Raw genomic sequence first — 17808 nt, forward strand, 5'->3', positions numbered from 1 at the left:
CTTTTTCGCGAAAAGATTCCAGGCCGTGCCGTTCAGCCGCCGCGCGTCTGCCGCCATGACGTGTATTCGGCGATGGTCTTCGTGCCGATCTGCTGCATGAGCGAAGCCGGTACGCCGGCCCAGGGATCGGTCGCTGCGGACGGGACCTTCTCCTCGCCCTGGATGCGGTGCAGCCGGTTGCCGCCGCTGTCCAGCACGTCCCAGACATAGACGACGGTGACGGTGCCGCCGTCGCCGAAGGCGGAGAAATAGCCTTTCAGGATGTGTTCGCTGGCCGGATCGCTGGCGCTCTTGATCGTCAGGCCCTTGCCACGCGCCTCGGCGCCGAGTTGGCGCGACAGCGGCGTGATCGACTGGACCGGGGCGCCGATGATCGGCAGGAAGCGGATCGTGCCGGCGGCGCCGGCCGGGGCGAGGGCGGCGACGTTCGGCTGGGCGGGGGCCGGCTGCTGCTGCGCCGCCTGCTGGGGTGCCTGGGCGGGTTCGGCCGGCTGGGCGGGCGGCTGCAGCGGTCCCTCCGCGGGTGCGAGCTGCTGGGCCGCCGGGGCGGGAGCTTGCGGATAGCTGTCCTCGCTGAACTGTCCGCCGGAGAGCGGCGGAGAGGCGACCGGATTGCTCTGGCCCGATGCGAGAGCGGCGGCCTGGGCTTCCAACGAGTTCTGCGGCTGTTGGCTATAACCCTGCTCGGCGAGCGAGGGGCTCTGGGTGTAGGACGGTTCCGAATAGGCTGATTGCGGGCCTTGCGACAGTTCGTTCTCGCTCACGGGCTGGCCGCCGTCGCCGATTTCCATCGGTGGCACCAGGGCATCGGGCGTGTTGCAGGCCGTGAGTGCTGCCGCCGCGATCAGGCCGGCCGTCGCCGTTCGGGAGAGTTTCATCGTCGCTGCTGTCCTCGTGCCACCTCCGTGTGGATTTGAAGAGGATAACGTTAAAATCCTATCAATTCCTTAGAGTGCCGGCGAAGAGGAGGGACAGTCGTCTCAGGGGGCCGCCGGCTACCGCACCAGCAGTTCGAGAGGATGGCGCGAGAGCGCGCGCGGCGCTTCGGCCGTGGTCAGATAGGTGTGGCCGAGAGTCATCGCAGTTTCGCGTTCGCTGTCCATGATGATCATGTGCACGAAGAGCGACATGTCGGGCAGGATCGGCTGCGTATTGCCGGTGTGGAACATCTGATGCTCCATCCAGGAAGGCGAGAAGCGGGCGCCAAGCGAATAGCCGCAGGCATTGAGCCTATGGCGGGCAAGGCCGCGCTCGTCCATGATCCGCGCATGGGTGTCGAACACGTCGCCGAAGGTAAAGCTCGGGCGGAGAACCTCCTCGATCGCCTTGATGGTTTCATGGCAGGCGACATAGAGCTCGCGGTGGCGGGCGCTCGGCTCGCCGATGATGATCGTGCGCATCATGGCGGCGTGATAGTGTGCGCTGACGCCCGCCCATTCGAGCGTCAGCTGGTCCTTGTCGGAGAGCGCGCGGCGTCCGGCCTTGTAGCGGCACAGCAACGCATCCGAGCCGGAACCGATGATGAATTCGTTGGCTGGATAGTCCCCTCCGCCGGCCAGGATCGCCCCCTGCATTGCGGCGAGGATCGCGGCCTCGTCACCGCCGGCCCTGATCAGCGGCAGCGCGGCGTCCAGCGCATCGTCGGCGAGTGCGGCGGCCCGCTCCACATGGGCGATTTCCGCCGCACTTTTCACCAGCCTCAGCTCGCTGACGAGATAGGAGGCGTCGATGATCTCGCAGAAATTGGTGAGCTGGTTGTCGAGAAGGCGGGCGACACGGCCCGTCATGCCGTGGGTGTCGTATTCGATGCCGATTCTCGCGCCGAGCAGGTCCATCTCGCTCAGGAGATTGCGCAGGTCCATGGTCGGGTCGGCGTTCACCCGGTCGACCCAGATGACGATGTTCTCGATGTTGGAGGTCTGCTTCGCCTGACGCAGGTCGGCCGAGCGCGTCAGCAGCGTCATCGTGCCGTCCGCCTTGACGATCAGCGTCTGGAAGAAGCAATAGCCAAACGTATCGTAGCCGGTCAGCCAGTACATGCTTTCCTGGGCAAAGAGCAGGATGGCGTCGAGTTTCTGCTCGGCCATGCTGGCGGTCAACCGCTCCAGCCGGACGGCATATTCGCTCGCGTCGAAGTGCAGGGCCATGTCAGTCCTCCCTTATGGCAATCGCGGATATCTGTCGTCCATAGTCAGGCTCGCCGGCATGGGTCGTGCGGCGGTAGGAAAAAAAGGCGTCAGGGTCGGCATAGGTGCAAATGCCGAGGCTTTCGGCCCGCACCCCGGCATCGGTCAGCCGCTTCACCGTCAGGCCCTGCAGGTCGAACATGGCATGGCCAGGCTTTTCCGAGGGGCAGAAGAACTGGGCGAAGGCCGGGTTCTCGGCGATGAAGCGATCGACGAATTCCGGTCCCACTTCGTAATTGGCGCCGCTGATCGACGGGCCGAGGCAGGCGGTGATCGCCTCGCGCCGCGCGCCGAGCGACTGCATGGCCAAAATGGTGTTCTCCAGCACGCCGCCGAGCGCACCCTTCCAGCCCGCATGGGCAGCCCCGATGACACCCGCTTCGGCATCGGCAAACAGCACCGGGCCGCAATCGGCCGAAAGCACGCCGAGGATGACCCCGGGAGAGGCGGTGACGAGCGCATCGGCCGTCGGGCGGTCGCCGGCATAGGTTCGGTCGACGACCACCACGTCCGGCGAATGGACCTGATGCACAGTCGCCAGTCTTTGAGGCGCAAGGCCGAACCAGCCGGTGACGCGGCGACGGTTTTCCTCGACCTTCTCCCTTTCGTCGCGAGAGCCGAGACCGACATTCAGGCCGCGGTAGATGCCCTGCGATACACCGCCCTTGCGGGTGAAATAGCCATGGCGGATGCCCTTGCTCTCGGCTTCGGCAAACAGGGGGCTGGTGATCGGGTCGGGCAAAGGGTGGTCCTGCATAAGCAGCCTCCGAAGCGGCGCGCGGGCGATCGATTCGAACGCCTCGCCCCTGAAAACATTAGGGAAACAAGGATCCCGCCGCAGTTTCAGTCGGCGCGATGTTGGCTTATCGCCGCCGCCCCTGTCAATTGGCTCCCTTGAATGGGGGCAGGGCCACGGCCGGGCTCGAGATCGCCATGACCTTGAAGAGCTCGCCCATGCGCCCCTCTCCGGCGCCGGCCAGACGCTCGACCGCCTTGACGATTTCGCCCTGCGTCAGTTCGTCCTTGCCACGGCCGAGCGAAGCCGCGCGATCCTCAATGCCGAGGCCGATCAGGAAGTCGCCCTGATACATGCAGCCGTTGACATGGACGCCGGCCGCGAGTGCGGTGCGAGCGAGATTCTCGAAGTCGACATGGCTGGTCAGGTCCGCCATGCCCGGATGGGCGAGCGGCGGGTCATATTCGTGCGCCAGGACGGCCTGGAGCGTGTCGCCGAAGCCGCTGACCATGTGGCCGTAGTCGATCACCAGCGCCGTGCCGTGGCACTTCAGCAGGCGGTCGCAGAGCGTGGTCATCACCGCCTGGCGGGCGGGGGCGATCTCGAAGATCTCGCCATCCGGCGGGGCGATCTGGCGCGGCGGCAGAAGTGCCGGATCGAGCGTGGCAACGCCTGCGGTGAAACACAGCTCGCCATCCGCATCGAGGCCGACCATACGCTCGCGAAAGCCGGTCGGGGTCTTGACGAACTGGCGGATCGGAATGGCGTCGAAAAGCTCGTTGGCCGCAATCAGCGAGAAGCCTTCCGGCACTTCGTCGAAGCTCGTGTGCCAGGCGATCTTGCCGCCATGGGCCGACAGCGTCTCGCGCTGCACGGTCTGCAGCGCCGGGCTGGTTTCCACGAGATGGATGCTCGCCGTCTCGTAAAGGCGGGGCGCGAGCCTTGCGACGACCCGCAGCATGTCGGCCATCATCGTGCCGCGGCCGGGACCGATCTCGACGATCCGGGCATCGAGCGGCTCGCCATGGCGCTGCCAGGCGACGACGAGGAAAATGCCGACCATCTCGCCGAACAGCTGGCTGATCTCGGGGGCTGTGACGAAGTCGCCCGCCCGGCCGAAGGGATTGCGCGTCTTGTAATAGCCGTGCTCGGGATCGGCGAGGCAGAGTGCGAAATAGTCGGTCACGCTGATCGGGCCGTTGGCCAGTATCAGGGACTTGATCTTCTGGGCGAGGGCAGTGGTCATGCGGGGCGCCTCATGTTCGCGTCACGACCGCGGGCCGGCGGCGCGGCGGGCTCTCAGGAGCGCCCAGGCGCCGACCGCAAGCATCGGCAACGACAAGAGCATGCCCATCGTCAGCCAGCCGCCGGCGAGATAGCCGAGTTGCGGATCCGGTTCGCGGAAGAATTCGACGGTGATACGCGACAAGGCGTAAAGAATGACGAAACAGCCGGTGACCAGGCCGGGCTGGCGGAAGCCGCCGAGCAGGCGTGCGACCACCTGCAGCACGAGGAAGGTCAGCAGGCCTTCGAGAAGGGCTTCGTAGAGCTGGCTCGGATGGCGCGGGAAGGGGCCGCCGGTGGGGAAGACCATGGCCCAGGGCACGTCCGAAGGGCGTCCCCAGAGTTCGCCGTTGACGAAATTGGCGATGCGGCCGAACAGGATGCCGAGCGGCGCCACACTGGCGACGATGTCGAACAGGCTCCACAGCGGGACCGCATTGCGCCTTGCGAAGAAGACCATGGCCAGCGTCGCGCCGAGGAAGCCGCCGTGGAAGGACATGCCGCCGTTCCAGATCTCGATCGCGCGGACCGGGTCGGCGACGATGGCGGCGAAATCGTAGAACAGGATGTAGCCGATGCGGCCGCCGAGCACGATGCCGAGCGCCACCCAGACGAGGAAATCGTCGAGATGGGCGGCGGTGCAGGGCGGCGTGTCGTTCGGCCAGAGTTTCTCATTGCGCAGCATGCCGCGCGCCATGAGCCATCCCAGCATGATGCCGGCGACATAGGCGAGACCGTACCAGTGGATCGCCAGGGGGCCGAGGGAGAAGGCCACCGGATCGATCGCCGGGAAGGTCAGGATGGAAAGAAGTTCGGCGGCTGACGACAAGGGTGCTCTTTCTCTAATGTTGCCGGAAAATGGCGTTCCGCTATGGCACGGTCAAGATGGAATCTTGCCGCGTCGTGAACGCACGCGGGCGCGGGCGCGAAATTTGCTTGCAACGGTGCTGTCGAATGCCTACCTCAACTGCTGTTACCGAGGACACCGTCCAGGGATCGAACGCAAGAGGAGTCACTGCCATGTCGACGGGCCCGAACCGTATTATGGACGAATTCGCCAAGCTTATGACCGATGCCGCCGGCGCCGCCCAGGGCGTGCGCAAGGAGGTGGAGACCGCGTTCCATTCGCAGGCCGAGCGCTGGCTGAACGGCATGGACGTCGTCAAGCGCGAGGAGTTCGAGGCCGTCCGCGAGATGGCGGTCAAGGCGCGCGACGAGAACGACGCCCTGCTGAAGCGCATCGAGGCGCTCGAGGCCAAGCTCGCGGCCAAAGCCAAGTAAGCGCGTTTTTCGTGTATCCGGGAGGCCCATGTCTGAGGGCCTTTCCGACCAGAATCCATCGTCTTCCGCAGCCTGTCGCGAAGCCTCGCGCCAGGCTTTTTCTTTTTCCGCCCGGTTTCTTTCGCCGCTGCCGGCTGCGGGTTCATACAGGTTATTTTTCCACATGCTCGCGGCTGGAAAAAAGCCAATGGCCAGAGTCGTTTAAGGGCGAGTGCACAGGTTGTGCCGCAACTGCTGTCCACAGACCCGTTGGCCAAAACGCCGTTTCGGGGCTGGTACTTGGTCTTCGCCATTATACACTGATTTTAAATGATGATTCGAAACGGACCTGCGCAAGTTTCGGACAGGGTGGGTGTTGTATCCTGGGGTCCATAGGTAATCATTCCTAGTGTTGTATCCGGTTAATTTGTCTGTGTCCTTGGGTGTCGCCACTCGAAATATCGCATTCATCCCGGTCAAGAAGGTGTCGCATGAGCCTGATGGAATTTGAATTCGAACGACAGTCCAACCCGGTCGACATGATCGAATTCGTCGCTTCGAACAACGACTGGTCGTTCGAGCGCTCGGGCGAGGATGAACTCGCCATGACGGTCGCGGGGCGATGGGCCGATTACCACGTGTCCTTCTCGTGGATGGAAGAGTTCGAGGCGCTGCATCTCGCTTCCGCCTTCGACCTGAAAATTCCGGAAGCGCGCGTCAACGAGGTCATCAGGCTCCTGTCGCACATCAACGGGCAGGTGCTGATGGGCCATTTCGACATCTGGCGGCACGAGGACGTGGTGATCTTCCGCCAGTCGCTGCTGCTGGCCGGTGGTGCCGAGCCGACCAATCGCCAGGTGGAAGTCCTGCTGTCGAGCGCGGTCGATGCGTGCGAAGCCTATTTCCAGGCGTTCCAATTCGTGGTCTGGTCCGGCATGGACGCCAAGAGCGCCATGGAAGCGGTTCTTTTCGAAACAGCCGGAGAAGCCTGAGCATGACCTATTCGACGATGGGATCCGTCGTACTCGTCGGTGCCGGCAATATGGGCGGCGCCATGCTGTCCGGCTGGTTGAAGAGCGGCGTGCCGGGGTCTTCCGTCACGGTGATCGACCCTGGTCCGTCGGAGGCCATGCTGAAGCAGATCGCCGATGCCGGCGCGACGTACACCAGGGAGGTGCCCGCCGGTCTCAAGGCCGGTATCCTGTTCCTTGCCCTCAAGCCGCAGGTGATGGAGGCGGTTCTGCCGCCGCTCAAGGCGCTGGTCGGACCGCAGACCGTCGTGGTTTCGGTTGCTGCCGGCAAGACGCTTGCCTTCATGGAACAACATCTGGGCGCCGCCGCCATGGTGCGCGCCATGCCGAACACGCCGGCGATGATCGGTCGCGGCGTGACCGGCGCCTTCGCCAATGATGCCGTCAGCGCCGAGCAGCGCGACGTGGTTCATCGTCTCCTCAAGGTTTCCGGCCCGGTCGAATGGCTGGACGGCGAGGAGCAGATCAATGCGGTGACGGCCGTGTCGGGCAGCGGCCCGGCCTATGTGTTTTATCTCGTCGAGTGCATGGCTGAGGCGGGCCGCAAAGCCGGCCTGCAGGCGGACCTGGCCATGCGTCTCGCACGGGAGACGGTCGCGGGGGCTGGTGAACTGCTTCACCAGTCCCCCGACGCCGCCGCGAAACTGCGGCAGAACGTAACCTCGCCGGGCGGAACGACAGCGGCAGCCCTGGCCGTGCTGATGGCCGAGGGCGGCATGCAGCCGTTGTTCGACCAGGCGATTGAGGCGGCGCGCAAGCGGGCCGAGGAACTGGCCGGATGAGCGAGACGACCAGGGTTCAGCCCGAGATCGGCTATGCCGATTTCGAGAAGGTGGATATCCGCGTCGGAACGGTCGTCGAGGCCGAGCCCTTTCCGGAAGCGCGCAAGCCGGCGATCAAGATCAAGATCGATTTCGGCCCCGAGATCGGCATCAAGAAATCGTCGGCGCAGGTTGCCGTGCACTACACGCCGGAGAGCCTGATCGGCCGGCAGGTGCTGGGCGTGGTCAATTTCCCGCCGCGCCAGATCGGTCCGTTCCGCTCCGAAGTGCTGACGCTCGGCTTTGCCGACGAAAACGGCGCGATCGTGCTTGCGGCGGTCGAGCAGCCGGTGCCGAACGGCATGAAGATGATGTGAGGCCGTCCGCGGCGTCAGTGGATGTCGCGGCTCGCCGGATCGCTCACCCGGAATTGGTGGAACACCACCTCGAAGCCGGCGCGTTGCGGCGAGCAGGCCATCACCCCGACATCCAGACTTTCCAGACCGGGCGGAAAATACGCAAGCCGCGCCATCCGCCAGAGCCCTTCGGGCCGTACGCGGTATTGCACGAACATGGCATCGCCGAGCCGGCTCAGGCGAAGTTCGAGCGCACCGGAGAAATCCGCAAGCGCAAAGGCCGACCAGTCGGAGCGGCCAGCGACGGTGACCACCGTGCTCAGATGGCAAAGGCCGTCGGTGAATTCGATTCCGCATTTCAGCCAGTGGCGCTCATCGTGCCGGACCATCAGGCCAGCCTGATCGTAGAGCGCCTCAAAGCGGCCGGTGAAACGCGTCTCGATGGTGAACTCGCCTGTGCGGGGCTGGTGGAGGAAATGGCCGTTGTCGTGGTGGAAGCCGTAATAGGTCTTCTGCCAGAAGTCGGTTTCATGGCCGGTGACGACATGCAGGCCCTCGGGCTCCACATGCGTGCACGGTGGCGGGTTGAGCCAGGTCATGGCGTTCCAGTCCGTCGACATGGGTGGCCCTCCTTGATCGGGCATCAGGCCGGCACCCGGATCGTGGCGCGCAGGCCGCCAAGCGGGCTGTCGCTCAGCGTCACATTGCCGCCATGGCTGCGGGCGATGTCGCGGGCGATCGCCAGGCCGAGCCCAGTCCCCGACGCATCGAGATTGCGCGCCTCGTCGAGGCGGAAGAACGGCTTGAACACGTCGTCGCGATAGTCGGCCGGAATGCCGGGACCGTCATCGTCGATCACGATCGTCAGCCATTTCGCGCTGTGCTTCGCCTCGATCTCGACGCGGTCGGCATAGCGGCGGCTGTTGGAGGCGAGGTTGGTGACAAGGCGGGTGAAGGCGTTTGGCCGGACGGACACCTCCTCGTCGCCTTCGATGTGGTAGGTGAGCGCCTTGCCGTGCAGTTCGAAGTCCGCCTTCAGCTTGTCGAACAGTTCGCCGAGCCTCAGCTTGCCGACATCCTCCTCGGCTTCACCACGAGCAAACGCCATGTAGCCTTCGAGCATGGTCTGCATGTCGTCGACGTCCTGGTTGAGGCCCTGGAGGTCGGGATTGTCGCCGGCGAGCGCCAGCTGCAGCTTGAAGCGCGTGAGGATGGTGCGCAGGTCGTGGCTGACGCCGGTCAGCATGGCGGTGCGCTGTTCCATCTGCCGTTCGATGCGCTCGCGCATCAGGATGAAAGCGAGGCCGGCACGGCGCACTTCGTCGGCGCCGCGGGGGCTGAAGTCCTCCGGCGGTCGCTGGCCCTTGCCGAAGCTCTCCGCCGCCTTGGCGAGCGACAGGATCGGCCGGATCTGGCCGCGCAGGAAGAGCGTGGAGATGACGATCAGCACCAACGAAGTGCCGACCATCCACAAGAGGAAGATGTGGGTGTTGGAGGCATAGGCCGAGTTGCGACGGGCGAAGATGCGGAGAACGCCCTGGTCGAGCGCGATGCGGATCTCGACCAGACGGGAATCACCGACCGTGTCGATCCAGAACGGTTTGGCGATCTGGTTTTCGATCTGGTCGGAGAGGATCTGGTCGAGGATCGAGAAGAACGGCTTCGGCCGCGTCGCCGGCAGTTGCCCACCCGCTTCCATCGAGACCGTCATGTTCAGCTTGTCGCGGGCAATGCGCACGACGTTCTTGAAATCGACGTCCGCCGGATAGGCCTCGATCAGGGCGATGATGGCGGCGATGTCGCGCGTGACGGCGCTCGACATGCGCTCCGTCACCATCTGCCAGTGACGTTCCATGAAGACGGCGGCCAGAACGGTCTGAAGGATCAGCATGGGCAGGATGATGATCAGCAGCGAGCGCGCATAGAGGCCGGTCGGCAACTGGTGCCTCAGCCAGCGCGACAGGCCCTTGAGCCCGCCGGGCGAACGATCATTGTCCCTGCGGATGCTGTCGAACAGCGTCATCTTGCCTTCGCTTCCGTTGCTGCGCCGACCGGCGCTAGTCCATGCTCAGCCGGTAGCCGATGCCGCGCACGGTCTGCAGCCAGACCGGATTGGCCGGGTCGTCCTCGATCTTGCGGCGCAGCCGGTTGATCTGCACGTCGATCGTGCGCTCGCCGACTTCGGTGTCGTTGCCGATCAGTTCGTGGCGCGGAATGGTGTCGCCGGCGCGGGTGGCGAAAAGCAGCATGATGTCCTGCTCGCGGTCGGTGAGCTTGATCACTTCCGGCCCGCGCTTCAGTTCCTTGCGCAGGATGGAGAAACTATACGGCCCGAACATGACCTGCTCGATCTTCGGCTGGTCGGCGTTCAGGTTGCGCTTCAGGATGTTGTTGATGCGCAGCACCAGTTCGCGCGGATCGAACGGCTTGGCGAGGTAGTCGTCGGCACCGGCCTCAAGACCGGCGATACGCGATTCCGCCTCCGAGCGGGCAGTCAGCAGGATGACGGGGATCTGCTTGTCGGCGGCGATGCTGCGGGTCAGCGACAGGCCGGATTCGCCCGGCATCATCACGTCGAGCACCAGAAGGTCGAAGTGCAGGCCTTCGAGCTTGCGCCTTGCCTCTCCGGCATCGGCAGCGACGGTGATACGGAAGCCCTGTTCCGAGAGATAGCGTTGCAGCAGGTCGCGGATGCGCGTGTCGTCGTCGACGACGAGGAGATGGGGCGCATCATCGGCAATGAAGATCTTGCGCGCCATGTCAGTCCACTCCGGCCGTGTCCGCGGGCTGCACTGTATCCGAGCGGCTCATGCCTTCCAGAAACTTGTGCACGCCCTCGCGCATGGCGGGGGTGAAGCCCTCCAACGCCTTGGCGATGCGGCGCGACTGCGGTTCGGACAGGGCAAGCGCCAGTTCGCGACCGGCCAGCGTCGGGTAGAGGCGGCGCTGGCGGCGGTCGGCCGGGCCGGCCATCTGGCGGATATAGCCCGAGTCGATCAGTTCCTTCAGCACGCGGGCGAGGCTCTGCTTGGTGATCTGCAGGATGTTGAGCAGGTCGGCGACCGTCATGCCGGGACGGCGGCTGACGAAATAGACGACGCGGTGATGCGCGCGGCCATAGCCGATCTTGGCGAGGATCGCGTCGGGATCCGAGACGAAATCGCGATAGGCGAAGAACAGGAGTTCGATCGTCTCGAAATCGATGGTCTTGTCGTCGACCACCGGCATTTCCGGCAGTTCTTTCCTGGCAGCCTTACCCGCAGACTGTCGAGCCACTTTGTCACTTCCTTGTTCTGGCGGCGCCTGTTGGGCGGCGGTCTTATCGACCTGCCGCGGCAATGGCTGCCGGTCATTCCCGATGAGTGCGATACGACCGTCAGGCCGGCACCCGTTTTGCCGCAAAACTAAGCGCAGACGGGGAAAAACTCCAACGAAATTACCGGGATCGCACAGTTTACCGGCAAGGTTGCGCGGATTTGAGTTTTGTCTGGGACGTGTTATGCGCTGCCTGCGCGAAAAGAAGGAACCGCCCCATGGGACAAATGCAGGCCGGGATCATTCCGGTGACACGCTTCCAGCAGAACTGCACGATCCTGTTCGACAGCGATACGCACGAGGGTGTGATCGTCGATCCCGGTGGCGATGTCGTCGTGATCCTCCAGACGCTCAAGGAAAACGGCATCACGCTCAAGGAGATCTGGCTGACCCATGGCCATATCGACCATGCCGGCGGGGCGCAGGAACTGAAAGAAGCCCTCGGCATCGAGATTGTCGGTCCGCACAAGGACGACCTGCCGCTGTTGCAGAAGCTCGAGCAGCAGGCGCTGATGTTCAACGTTCCGATGAAGGTGCGCAACACCGTGCCGGATCGTTGGCTGGAAGAGGGCGACAGGGTGTCGTTCGGCGCGCATGAATTCGAGGTCTTCCACTGCCCGGGTCATGCGCCGGGCCATGTCATCTTCTTCAACCGCGCACAGAATTTCGCACACGTCGGAGACGTGCTGTTTTCCGGTTCGATCGGCCGGACCGACCTGCCCGGCGGGGATCATCAGACGCTGCTCGCCTCGATCCGCGACAAGGTGCTGCCGCTCGGCGACGATGTCGGTTTCATCTGCGGCCACGGGCCGGGCGGACGGATCGGCGAGGAGCGTCGCACCAATCCCTTCCTGCGCGGGATCTGAGCGCGCATTTGCAAGGCTGAAACAAAAAATGCGCCGGCGGTGCGGCGCATTTCTCTTGGGTTCGAACGCTGCCGGCTCAGCCGGCGGTGCAGAAATGCGAGCGGCCGTCGTAGCCGACATAGGTGCCCGAGCGGGCATTGAAGCTGCGGTAGCGAGCCGAGCAGTAGTCATACCATTCCGGCGACCACGGCTCGACGGCTGCGCCATAGACCGGGCGCGGTGCCGGCGGGTAGTCGTCGACATAGACCGGCTCCGGCTCGACATAGACGCGACGCGGTGCCGGCTCCATATAGACGGGCTCAGGTTCGACATAGACGGTGCGCGGCTGGCTGGCGATCAATGATCCGGTGACGAGGCCGGCGGCCAGACCGATGGCACCGGCGGCGAGCGCGTCCTCATTGTGATGGCGCCGGTAATAGTCGCCCGCATTGGCCTGGGTCGATGCAGCCAGCGGCACGATGGCGATCGCAGCCGACAGCAGGGAATATTTCGCGAAGTTCATCATGGCTCTGCCTTCCTGTAACCTGCAATTGTCTTCGTCGCGTATAGCGAACAATGAAGTCAGGATAGGGGCGAAAGGCTGAATGCAGCCTGAACGAAAAAACCCGGCAAACCTGCCGGGCGGAAAAGCCAGTGCCGAAGCAAAATGTCAGTGTCAGCCGGCGATATGCAGGTTGACGGCCTTCGGCCCTTTGCCGCGACGATCCGGTTCAGTGTCGTAGCTGACCTTCTGGTTTTCAGAAAGTCCCTGCAGTCCGGAAGCCTGGACGGCGGAAATGTGTACGAAGATGTCCGCGCCGCCATTATCAGGCTTGATGAAGCCAAAGCCCTTGTCGGTGTTGAAGAATTTTACGATGCCAGTCTCGGCCATGCGTCAGGTCCTTTTCTCTCTGCCCTGTGTCGGCGGGGCAGCATTGCAATGTTACCCGTAACCGGGTGCTCGACAGGCATTTCTCGACATTTGAGGAAAGGGGCCCCTGTTACCGCAAGCCGGCGCCAAAAAAGCAAGTATACTCGCCTCTACAGTGCATAACCTGCCCGGAACTTTTGGCGTCTCCGGCGCGCATGTGTTATAAGGTCTTCCCGTGCTTGCAAAAATTGCCCGAACCCGCAAAGAGTGCTTGGTTTATTAAAAATTGGCAAGCGAAAGTTTTCCAACTTCCGGCGGTGGTTGGCGAGCCGAAAGCCCCTATTCTCAGGGCTTGAGGCCTCTTCGGCGAAATATTTTGCTCGCCCGACGCGGATTGCATCGCGAGCGATGCATTTTTTTTGGTCAAAACCTTCCTTCATTAGGAAAAGTTGGCGTGTTTTCGGATCGGGTGAAGTAGTCGCTAGGCGGCAAGGGCCCGCCGCCTGGTCAGCTCCGGCACGAGTTCCACCAGCAGCATGGCCGCAAAGATCAGGCCGCAGCCGACATAGCCGATGCCGGGAAGCGATTCCGCCAGCAGCACCGCACCGAACAGCGCGCCGAACAGCGCCTCCGACGACAGGAAGATCGCCGCCTGTGGGGCGGTTGTGTAGCGCTGGCCGATGATCTGCAGGACGAAGGCGAGGCCCGAGGAGAGCAATCCGCCATAGAGGATCTCGGGCAGGGCGGCGGCGATGGCGCCGGTGCTGATCGGCTCCAGCGCCGTGGCGGCGAGCCCGGCGCCGAGGCCACAGACGGCGAACTGCACCGTGGCGAGCGCCAAAGGCCGTTCGCTGATCCTGACCGCGATCGGTGTCAGGGTGATCTGCACGGCGAGGAAGACGGCGCACAGAATGACGAGGATGTCGCCGTCGCCGAGCGCCGAGAGCGATCCGCCGTTCAGCAGCAGGATGCCGAGCACGGTCAGCAATGCGGCGGGCCAGATGACCCAGTGCGGACGACGCCGCAGGGCGGCGACGGCGATCACCGGAACGAGAACGACATAGAGGCCGGTGAGGAAGCTGGCATTGGTGACGCTGGTCGACTGGATGCCGATCTGCTGAAGGGTCTGTGCGGCGAGCAGGGAGAGGCCGACCAGCAGGAACCAGCCATAGTCGCGAAGTGCCAGGGGCCGGCCGGCGCCTTTCCCCTCGCGGAGCGCGAAGGGCAATACGGCGAGCGTCGCCAGCGTGAAACGCAGCGCGTTGAACCAGTTGGGGCCAAGCCATTCCATCGCCTCCGACTGCGCGACAAAGCCCCCGCCCCAGATCGCGGCGGCGAGAAGGAGGAGGAGATTGGCCTGGATGCGAGACATGGGGTTCCGGATCGCGGATGGATGGTGGGAGGCGAGGCGTAACAGTTGATTTTGTGTTCGACAAGGTCGAACGTCGGGACGAACGTTCGGCGAGAGACATCCGGAAACGAACAGGAACATGACGGCAGCGCGAGTATTGACGAGGGGACTGCTGACGATCGCCAGCGCCGCGACGGCGGCTGCCGGTGCGACGTGTGCCACCGAACCAAGCGGCGTAATGCCGGCGACGGAACGATCTGTCGCGAAAGCGATCGACGGCTATGACGCGATACCGGCGCCCATTCTCCCGGCGTTCACGCAGGAAGCCTCCCCCTGTCATGTGGACGAGGCGAGGCTCCGGTTCGCGCCCGGCACGGACCTGGAGGACGCTGAGGGCAATCGTCTGGTTCTCATGCCCTGCGGCACGCCCGGTGCCTACAACGAACCGTACGCCCTCTATTTCGGCATCGACGAAGCCAGCCTCCACCGCATCGTGTTTCCGGACATGACAAAGGAGGGGCCGTCAATCCTGATGATCGCCTACAATCTGACCTACGAACCCTCGACGAAGACACTGACGTCCTTTCACCGTGGCCGGGGCTCCGGCGATTGCGGTTCGTGGTACCGGTGGCATGTCGACCTGACGCGCAACAACCATGTGCTCGTGCTGATGGACCAGCGGGTCAAAGGCGCCTGCGACGCCAATGACCTTGGCGGGCCGCAGAACTGGACGCCGGTCTGGGCAGGTCCGCCTCGATCAGCGGACTAGGGGGAGACGGCGCGGCTGACGCGCAGCAACTGGCCGTCTTCCTCGTCTGTCACCAGCAGGACGGAGCCGTCCGGGGCGACCTTTACGTCGCGCAGGCGCCCGTATTCGCCAGCGATCAGGCGTTCCTCGCCGATGATCGCGCCGCTCTCGTCGCGTTCGATGCGGGCCAGGAGTTCGTATTTGAGGGCGGCGACGAGAAAGTCGCCATCCCATTCCGGAAACATGGCGCCGCGGTAGACATCGATGGCACCCGGTGCGATCGACGGATCCCAATAGTGGACGGGCAGTTCATAGCCCTCGGCCGACTGGCCTATGCCGATTTCCGCGCCGGAATAATGCTTGCCGTAGGAGACGACCGGCCAGCCGTAATTGCTGCCGGCTTTCGGCGCGTTGATCTCGTCGCCGCCGCGCGCACCATGCTCGACGGTGAAGAGCGTGCCGTCGGCGGGATCGATGACGATGCCTTGCGGATTGCGGTGGCCGATCGACCAGATCTCGGGGAGGCCCTTGCCGCCATCGGCGAAGGGGTTGCCGGCAGCAGGCTTGCCGTCCGTGCCGACATGCAGGATCGAGCCGGCATGATCCTGCGGGTCCTGCGCCCGATCCATGTCGCCACGCTCGCCGATGCCGAAGAACAGGCTGCCGTCCCTGGCGATCGCGATGCGCGAGCCGAAATGCTGGGTGGTGTCGGTGAAGCGGTTCATGGCGAAGAGTTTTTCGACGTCTTCCAGCTTCGCCTCGTCGTCGGACAGGCGGGCGGCGAAGAGCGCCGTTCCCTGGCCTCCGGCCCCGGGTATGGAGGCGGTGAAATAGAGCTTCCGGCTTTCGGGGAAGTCGGGAGAGAGGGCCATGTCGAGCAGGCCGCCCTGGCCGCCGACGAAGAGTTCGGGCAGGCCGGCGATCGGTTCGCCGAGCTTCATGTCCCGCACGATCCGCAGCCGTCCGGGCCGCTCGGTGACGATATAGGCGCCGTCCGGCAGCACTTCGACCGACCACGGATGTTCGAGGCCGGTCGCAAGCACGGTGACTTCCAGCTCTGCCTTCTTCGAGGAAAAGCGATCGGCTGCCATGGCCGGAGCTGCCGCCAGCACAAGGGCGAGCGCGGCATAGGCCGTTGATCGCACGCAATAGCCCGGGCTTTGTCTTGCGGTGGTCCTGAACATCTGGCGGCCTTCCTGTGATCCAGAGTTCTATCTGGGGAGTGAAGCTGCGTTGGCAAGGGGCGAGCCCAAGAACGGGACCGCCGGGCGCACCGGGCCTGAGGCGCGCCTCCGGTCGTCAAGCACTTGCGGAACGGAGGGTCCGAGGGACGTTGCACCCGAAGAAGGGAGGAAATCCGCCGCCTTGGCCTTGATGTAGAGCCCGTCGGCGATCAGCAACAGGCCGCCGATCGCGACGATGACAAGGCAGAGGGCCACGGCACGCTCGGCCGGGCCGAGACGGCGCCACAGGGGCGGGCGGTCGCGGGCGCCATGTTCAGACACGACGGCGGCCCGTCTCCGCCCGGAACAGTTCCTTCAGGCTGCGGCGCCAGAGCGCCAGGCTGCCCGCCGCCATCGCGGCGAAGCAGACCATCATCAGGCCGAGAAGGATGTACCTGTCGGAGAGCGTCTCGGCCCGCGGCAGCGCGAGGCCGGTGGGGGTGGTGACCAGCCGCGGGGCGACGATCGGAGTCGAGGCGGTCGGCATCGGATCAACGGTGACCGCGGTCGCCAGTTGCGACGGCTGTGCCTGATCGCTGGCATCCGGGGCGGCGGCGAGGGAAAGGACGATGGCGGCGTTGCCCGGCGGCTGCGCCTGCACGGTCTCGGCACGGGCAGTGGCGGCCAGACCGATCAACATGGCGGCGCAGGCGAACAGGCCGACAAACGCCACGCGGCCGCGCTCAAAGAACCGTTGGAACCAGGGACGCGCTTCGGAACTCTCGTCTTCCAGAAACATTCGTCAGTCCTCGCAATTGAATTCGTGCAATGCGAGCGAGAAGAACCCCGTTTGAGGGCTTCACGGGGACCGAATTGCGGCGTCATCCGGTATTTGTCGTGGCGATATCGTGGCGAAATCGATGCCTGCCTCACGGTTGAGCACGATGCCTGCGGGAGAGGCCTGCTAGCGCCTCTTGCCGAACACGCGGGGCGGGCGCAGCCCGGGCTCGCGACGCTGTGCCGCCGGCGAAGGGGGCTGCGGCTGGGCTTGCGACTGCGCTGCCGGGGCGGTTGCCGGCTCTGACGGCGGCAGCAGCATTTCCGGAAACTCGTCGTTGAACGCCGTGGGGGCGATCTGCGGCCGTGCCAGCGCGTAGCCCTGCAGCAAGGTCACGCCGAGGTCGAGGCAGAGATCGACCTGCCAGGTCTCCTCCAGGCGCTCGAAGATCGGCTCAATGCCCTCGTCCTGCAACTGCCGGACGATGACGCGAAGCAGGGCGAAGCCCGCGGAATTGTGCAGATATTCCCGAACCCAGTCCCCGTCGAAGCGGACGAAGTCGGGTCGCAGCGCCAGCACATCCTGGATGTCATGCTCGCTCGCCTCGTAGTTCGACATCGAGATGCGCAGGCCGGCGCGGCGCAACTGCTCGATCGTCCGGGCCAAGACCTTGCCGTTAGAGCTGCCGGCCGACACGTCGCACACGATGCGTTCGGGCGCCAGTCTGGCCTCATGGGCGGCGAGGCGGATGCGGTCGAGTTCGTGGCGCAGCTCGACGCCGTCGGTGAAAAGCTGCGGCTGGAAGCTCACCAGCACCAGTGTCCGTTCCCGCTGCATCAGGCCGGCATTGAGGATGTGGATGCTGCGCAGCAGGCTGTCGACGGCAGGCAGATCCTCAGGGGCGACCAGAGAGAAGAATTGCGACGGCGGATAGGCCTCTCCGTTGCGCTCGGCCCGCACCAGTCCCTGGAAGGCATGAATGTCGAAGACACCGTCGGCCACCCTCTTGAAAATCGGCTGCAGGGCGGAGCGCAGCACGAAGGGGCCATAGGCCGCCGACCATGCGTCTCCTGTCTTGACGAGCTGAGCGTAGATGCTGTTCGTGGTCATCGGCTTCGCGTCA

General features: G+C 64.5%; 21 protein-coding genes. 6 read left to right on the top strand and 15 right to left on the bottom strand.

From position 1 onward, the window contains the following. Positions 1–32 precede the first annotated feature (32 nt). The 5 genes from AC07Y0_RS04530 to lgt form a co-directional block, all read right to left on the bottom strand. Positions 33–878 carry a hypothetical protein gene (locus AC07Y0_RS04530; protein ID WP_498674946.1) on the bottom strand — a complete coding sequence of 282 codons (846 nt, stop codon included), beginning with the start codon at positions 876–878 and terminating at the stop codon, positions 33–35. Positions 879–995: 117 nt separating this feature from the next. Beyond that, the gene (locus AC07Y0_RS04535) at positions 996–2147 is read right to left on the bottom strand and encodes a M24 family metallopeptidase (RefSeq protein WP_498674948.1); all 1152 of its coding nucleotides are present in this window, start codon (positions 2145–2147) and stop codon (positions 996–998) included. Between the two features lies 1 nt (position 2148). Next, positions 2149–2943, bottom strand: coding sequence for a peptidoglycan editing factor PgeF (gene pgeF, locus AC07Y0_RS04540; RefSeq protein ID WP_498674949.1), 795 nt, complete (start codon positions 2941–2943; stop codon positions 2149–2151). A gap of 124 nt (positions 2944–3067) precedes the next feature. Next, positions 3068–4168, bottom strand: coding sequence for a class I SAM-dependent methyltransferase (locus AC07Y0_RS04545; RefSeq protein WP_498674950.1), 1101 nt, complete (start codon positions 4166–4168; stop codon positions 3068–3070). Positions 4169–4189: 21 nt separating this feature from the next. Further along, positions 4190–5035, bottom strand: coding sequence for a prolipoprotein diacylglyceryl transferase (lgt, locus tag AC07Y0_RS04550; RefSeq protein ID WP_498674952.1), 846 nt, complete (start codon positions 5033–5035; stop codon positions 4190–4192). 191 nt (positions 5036–5226) lie between these two features. Here lgt and AC07Y0_RS04555 point away from each other — a divergent pair, with 191 nt between their 5' ends. The 4 genes from AC07Y0_RS04555 to AC07Y0_RS04570 all read left to right on the top strand — a co-directional run bounded on the left by AC07Y0_RS04555 (position 5227) and on the right by AC07Y0_RS04570 (position 7635). Then, positions 5227–5487, top strand: a complete 261-nt coding sequence (locus tag AC07Y0_RS04555) for an accessory factor UbiK family protein (RefSeq protein ID WP_498674955.1) — start codon at positions 5227–5229, stop codon at positions 5485–5487. 470 nt (positions 5488–5957) lie between these two features. Next, positions 5958–6458 carry a type III secretion system chaperone family protein gene (locus tag AC07Y0_RS04560; protein WP_028735679.1) on the top strand — a complete coding sequence of 167 codons (501 nt, stop codon included), beginning with the start codon at positions 5958–5960 and terminating at the stop codon, positions 6456–6458. 2 nt (positions 6459–6460) lie between these two features. Next, positions 6461–7279, top strand: a complete 819-nt coding sequence (proC, locus tag AC07Y0_RS04565; protein WP_498674957.1) for a pyrroline-5-carboxylate reductase — start codon at positions 6461–6463, stop codon at positions 7277–7279. Beyond that, positions 7276–7635, top strand: a complete 360-nt coding sequence (locus AC07Y0_RS04570; protein ID WP_498674959.1) for a tRNA-binding protein — start codon at positions 7276–7278, stop codon at positions 7633–7635. The genes proC and AC07Y0_RS04570 overlap by 4 nt, the downstream gene beginning before the upstream one ends. 14 nt (positions 7636–7649) lie before the next feature. Here the strand turns inward: AC07Y0_RS04570 and AC07Y0_RS04575 are convergent, their stop codons facing one another. Genes AC07Y0_RS04575 through AC07Y0_RS04590 form a run of 4 tightly spaced genes read right to left on the bottom strand, consistent with a single transcriptional unit; the run spans position 7650 to position 10890 of the window. Beyond that, positions 7650–8234 (bottom strand): DUF1349 domain-containing protein, encoded by a 585-nt coding sequence (locus AC07Y0_RS04575; RefSeq protein WP_498674960.1) that lies wholly within the window; start codon positions 8232–8234, stop codon positions 7650–7652. A 23-nt stretch (positions 8235–8257) separates the two neighbouring features. Further along, positions 8258–9637, bottom strand: coding sequence for an ATP-binding protein (locus AC07Y0_RS04580; protein WP_498674962.1), 1380 nt, complete (start codon positions 9635–9637; stop codon positions 8258–8260). Positions 9638–9671: 34 nt separating this feature from the next. Then, a complete protein-coding gene (locus AC07Y0_RS04585) occupies positions 9672–10373 on the bottom strand; it encodes a response regulator (protein WP_028735674.1) in 702 nt (233 codons plus the stop codon). A 1-nt stretch (position 10374) separates the two neighbouring features. Further along, positions 10375–10890: a MarR family winged helix-turn-helix transcriptional regulator gene (locus AC07Y0_RS04590; protein ID WP_498674964.1), complete on the bottom strand. Its 516-nt coding sequence runs from the start codon at positions 10888–10890 to the stop codon at positions 10375–10377. A gap of 257 nt (positions 10891–11147) precedes the next feature. On the opposite strand from AC07Y0_RS04590, the gene AC07Y0_RS04595 reads away from it, so the two are divergent. Beyond that, positions 11148–11795, top strand: a complete 648-nt coding sequence (locus tag AC07Y0_RS04595) for an MBL fold metallo-hydrolase (protein ID WP_498674966.1) — start codon at positions 11148–11150, stop codon at positions 11793–11795. A gap of 76 nt (positions 11796–11871) precedes the next feature. Here the strand turns inward: AC07Y0_RS04595 and AC07Y0_RS04600 are convergent, their stop codons facing one another. From AC07Y0_RS04600 to AC07Y0_RS04610, 3 genes are all read right to left on the bottom strand, one after another. Continuing rightward, entirely contained in the window at positions 11872–12300 is a 429-nt protein-coding gene (locus tag AC07Y0_RS04600) for a BA14K family protein (RefSeq protein WP_498674968.1), read from the bottom strand. 150 nt (positions 12301–12450) lie between these two features. Next, entirely contained in the window at positions 12451–12666 is a 216-nt protein-coding gene (locus AC07Y0_RS04605; RefSeq protein ID WP_454746489.1) for a cold-shock protein, read from the bottom strand. A gap of 460 nt (positions 12667–13126) precedes the next feature. Next, on the bottom strand, positions 13127–14017 hold the full coding sequence (locus AC07Y0_RS04610; protein WP_498674971.1) for a DMT family transporter: 891 nt from the start codon (positions 14015–14017) through the stop codon (positions 13127–13129). Between the two features lie 118 nt (positions 14018–14135). On the opposite strand from AC07Y0_RS04610, the gene AC07Y0_RS04615 reads away from it, so the two are divergent. Beyond that, positions 14136–14765: a DUF1176 domain-containing protein gene (locus AC07Y0_RS04615; RefSeq protein ID WP_498674973.1), complete on the top strand. Its 630-nt coding sequence runs from the start codon at positions 14136–14138 to the stop codon at positions 14763–14765. On the opposite strand, the gene AC07Y0_RS04620 is transcribed toward AC07Y0_RS04615, so the two are convergent. The 3 genes from AC07Y0_RS04620 to AC07Y0_RS04630 all read right to left on the bottom strand — a co-directional run bounded on the left by AC07Y0_RS04620 (position 14762) and on the right by AC07Y0_RS04630 (position 17795). Beyond that, complete coding sequence (locus tag AC07Y0_RS04620; RefSeq protein WP_498674975.1) at positions 14762–15928, bottom strand: PQQ-dependent sugar dehydrogenase; 1167 nt, start codon at positions 15926–15928, stop codon at positions 14762–14764. The genes AC07Y0_RS04615 and AC07Y0_RS04620 overlap by 4 nt on opposite strands. 313 nt (positions 15929–16241) lie before the next feature. Beyond that, entirely contained in the window at positions 16242–16706 is a 465-nt protein-coding gene (locus AC07Y0_RS04625) for a hypothetical protein (protein WP_498674977.1), read from the bottom strand. Between the two features lie 165 nt (positions 16707–16871). Continuing rightward, the gene (locus tag AC07Y0_RS04630; RefSeq protein ID WP_498674979.1) at positions 16872–17795 is read right to left on the bottom strand and encodes an EAL domain-containing protein; all 924 of its coding nucleotides are present in this window, start codon (positions 17793–17795) and stop codon (positions 16872–16874) included. Positions 17796–17808: the final 13 nt, after the last annotated feature.

This window comes from Allorhizobium sp. GW101-3B10 (assembly GCF_059424725.1).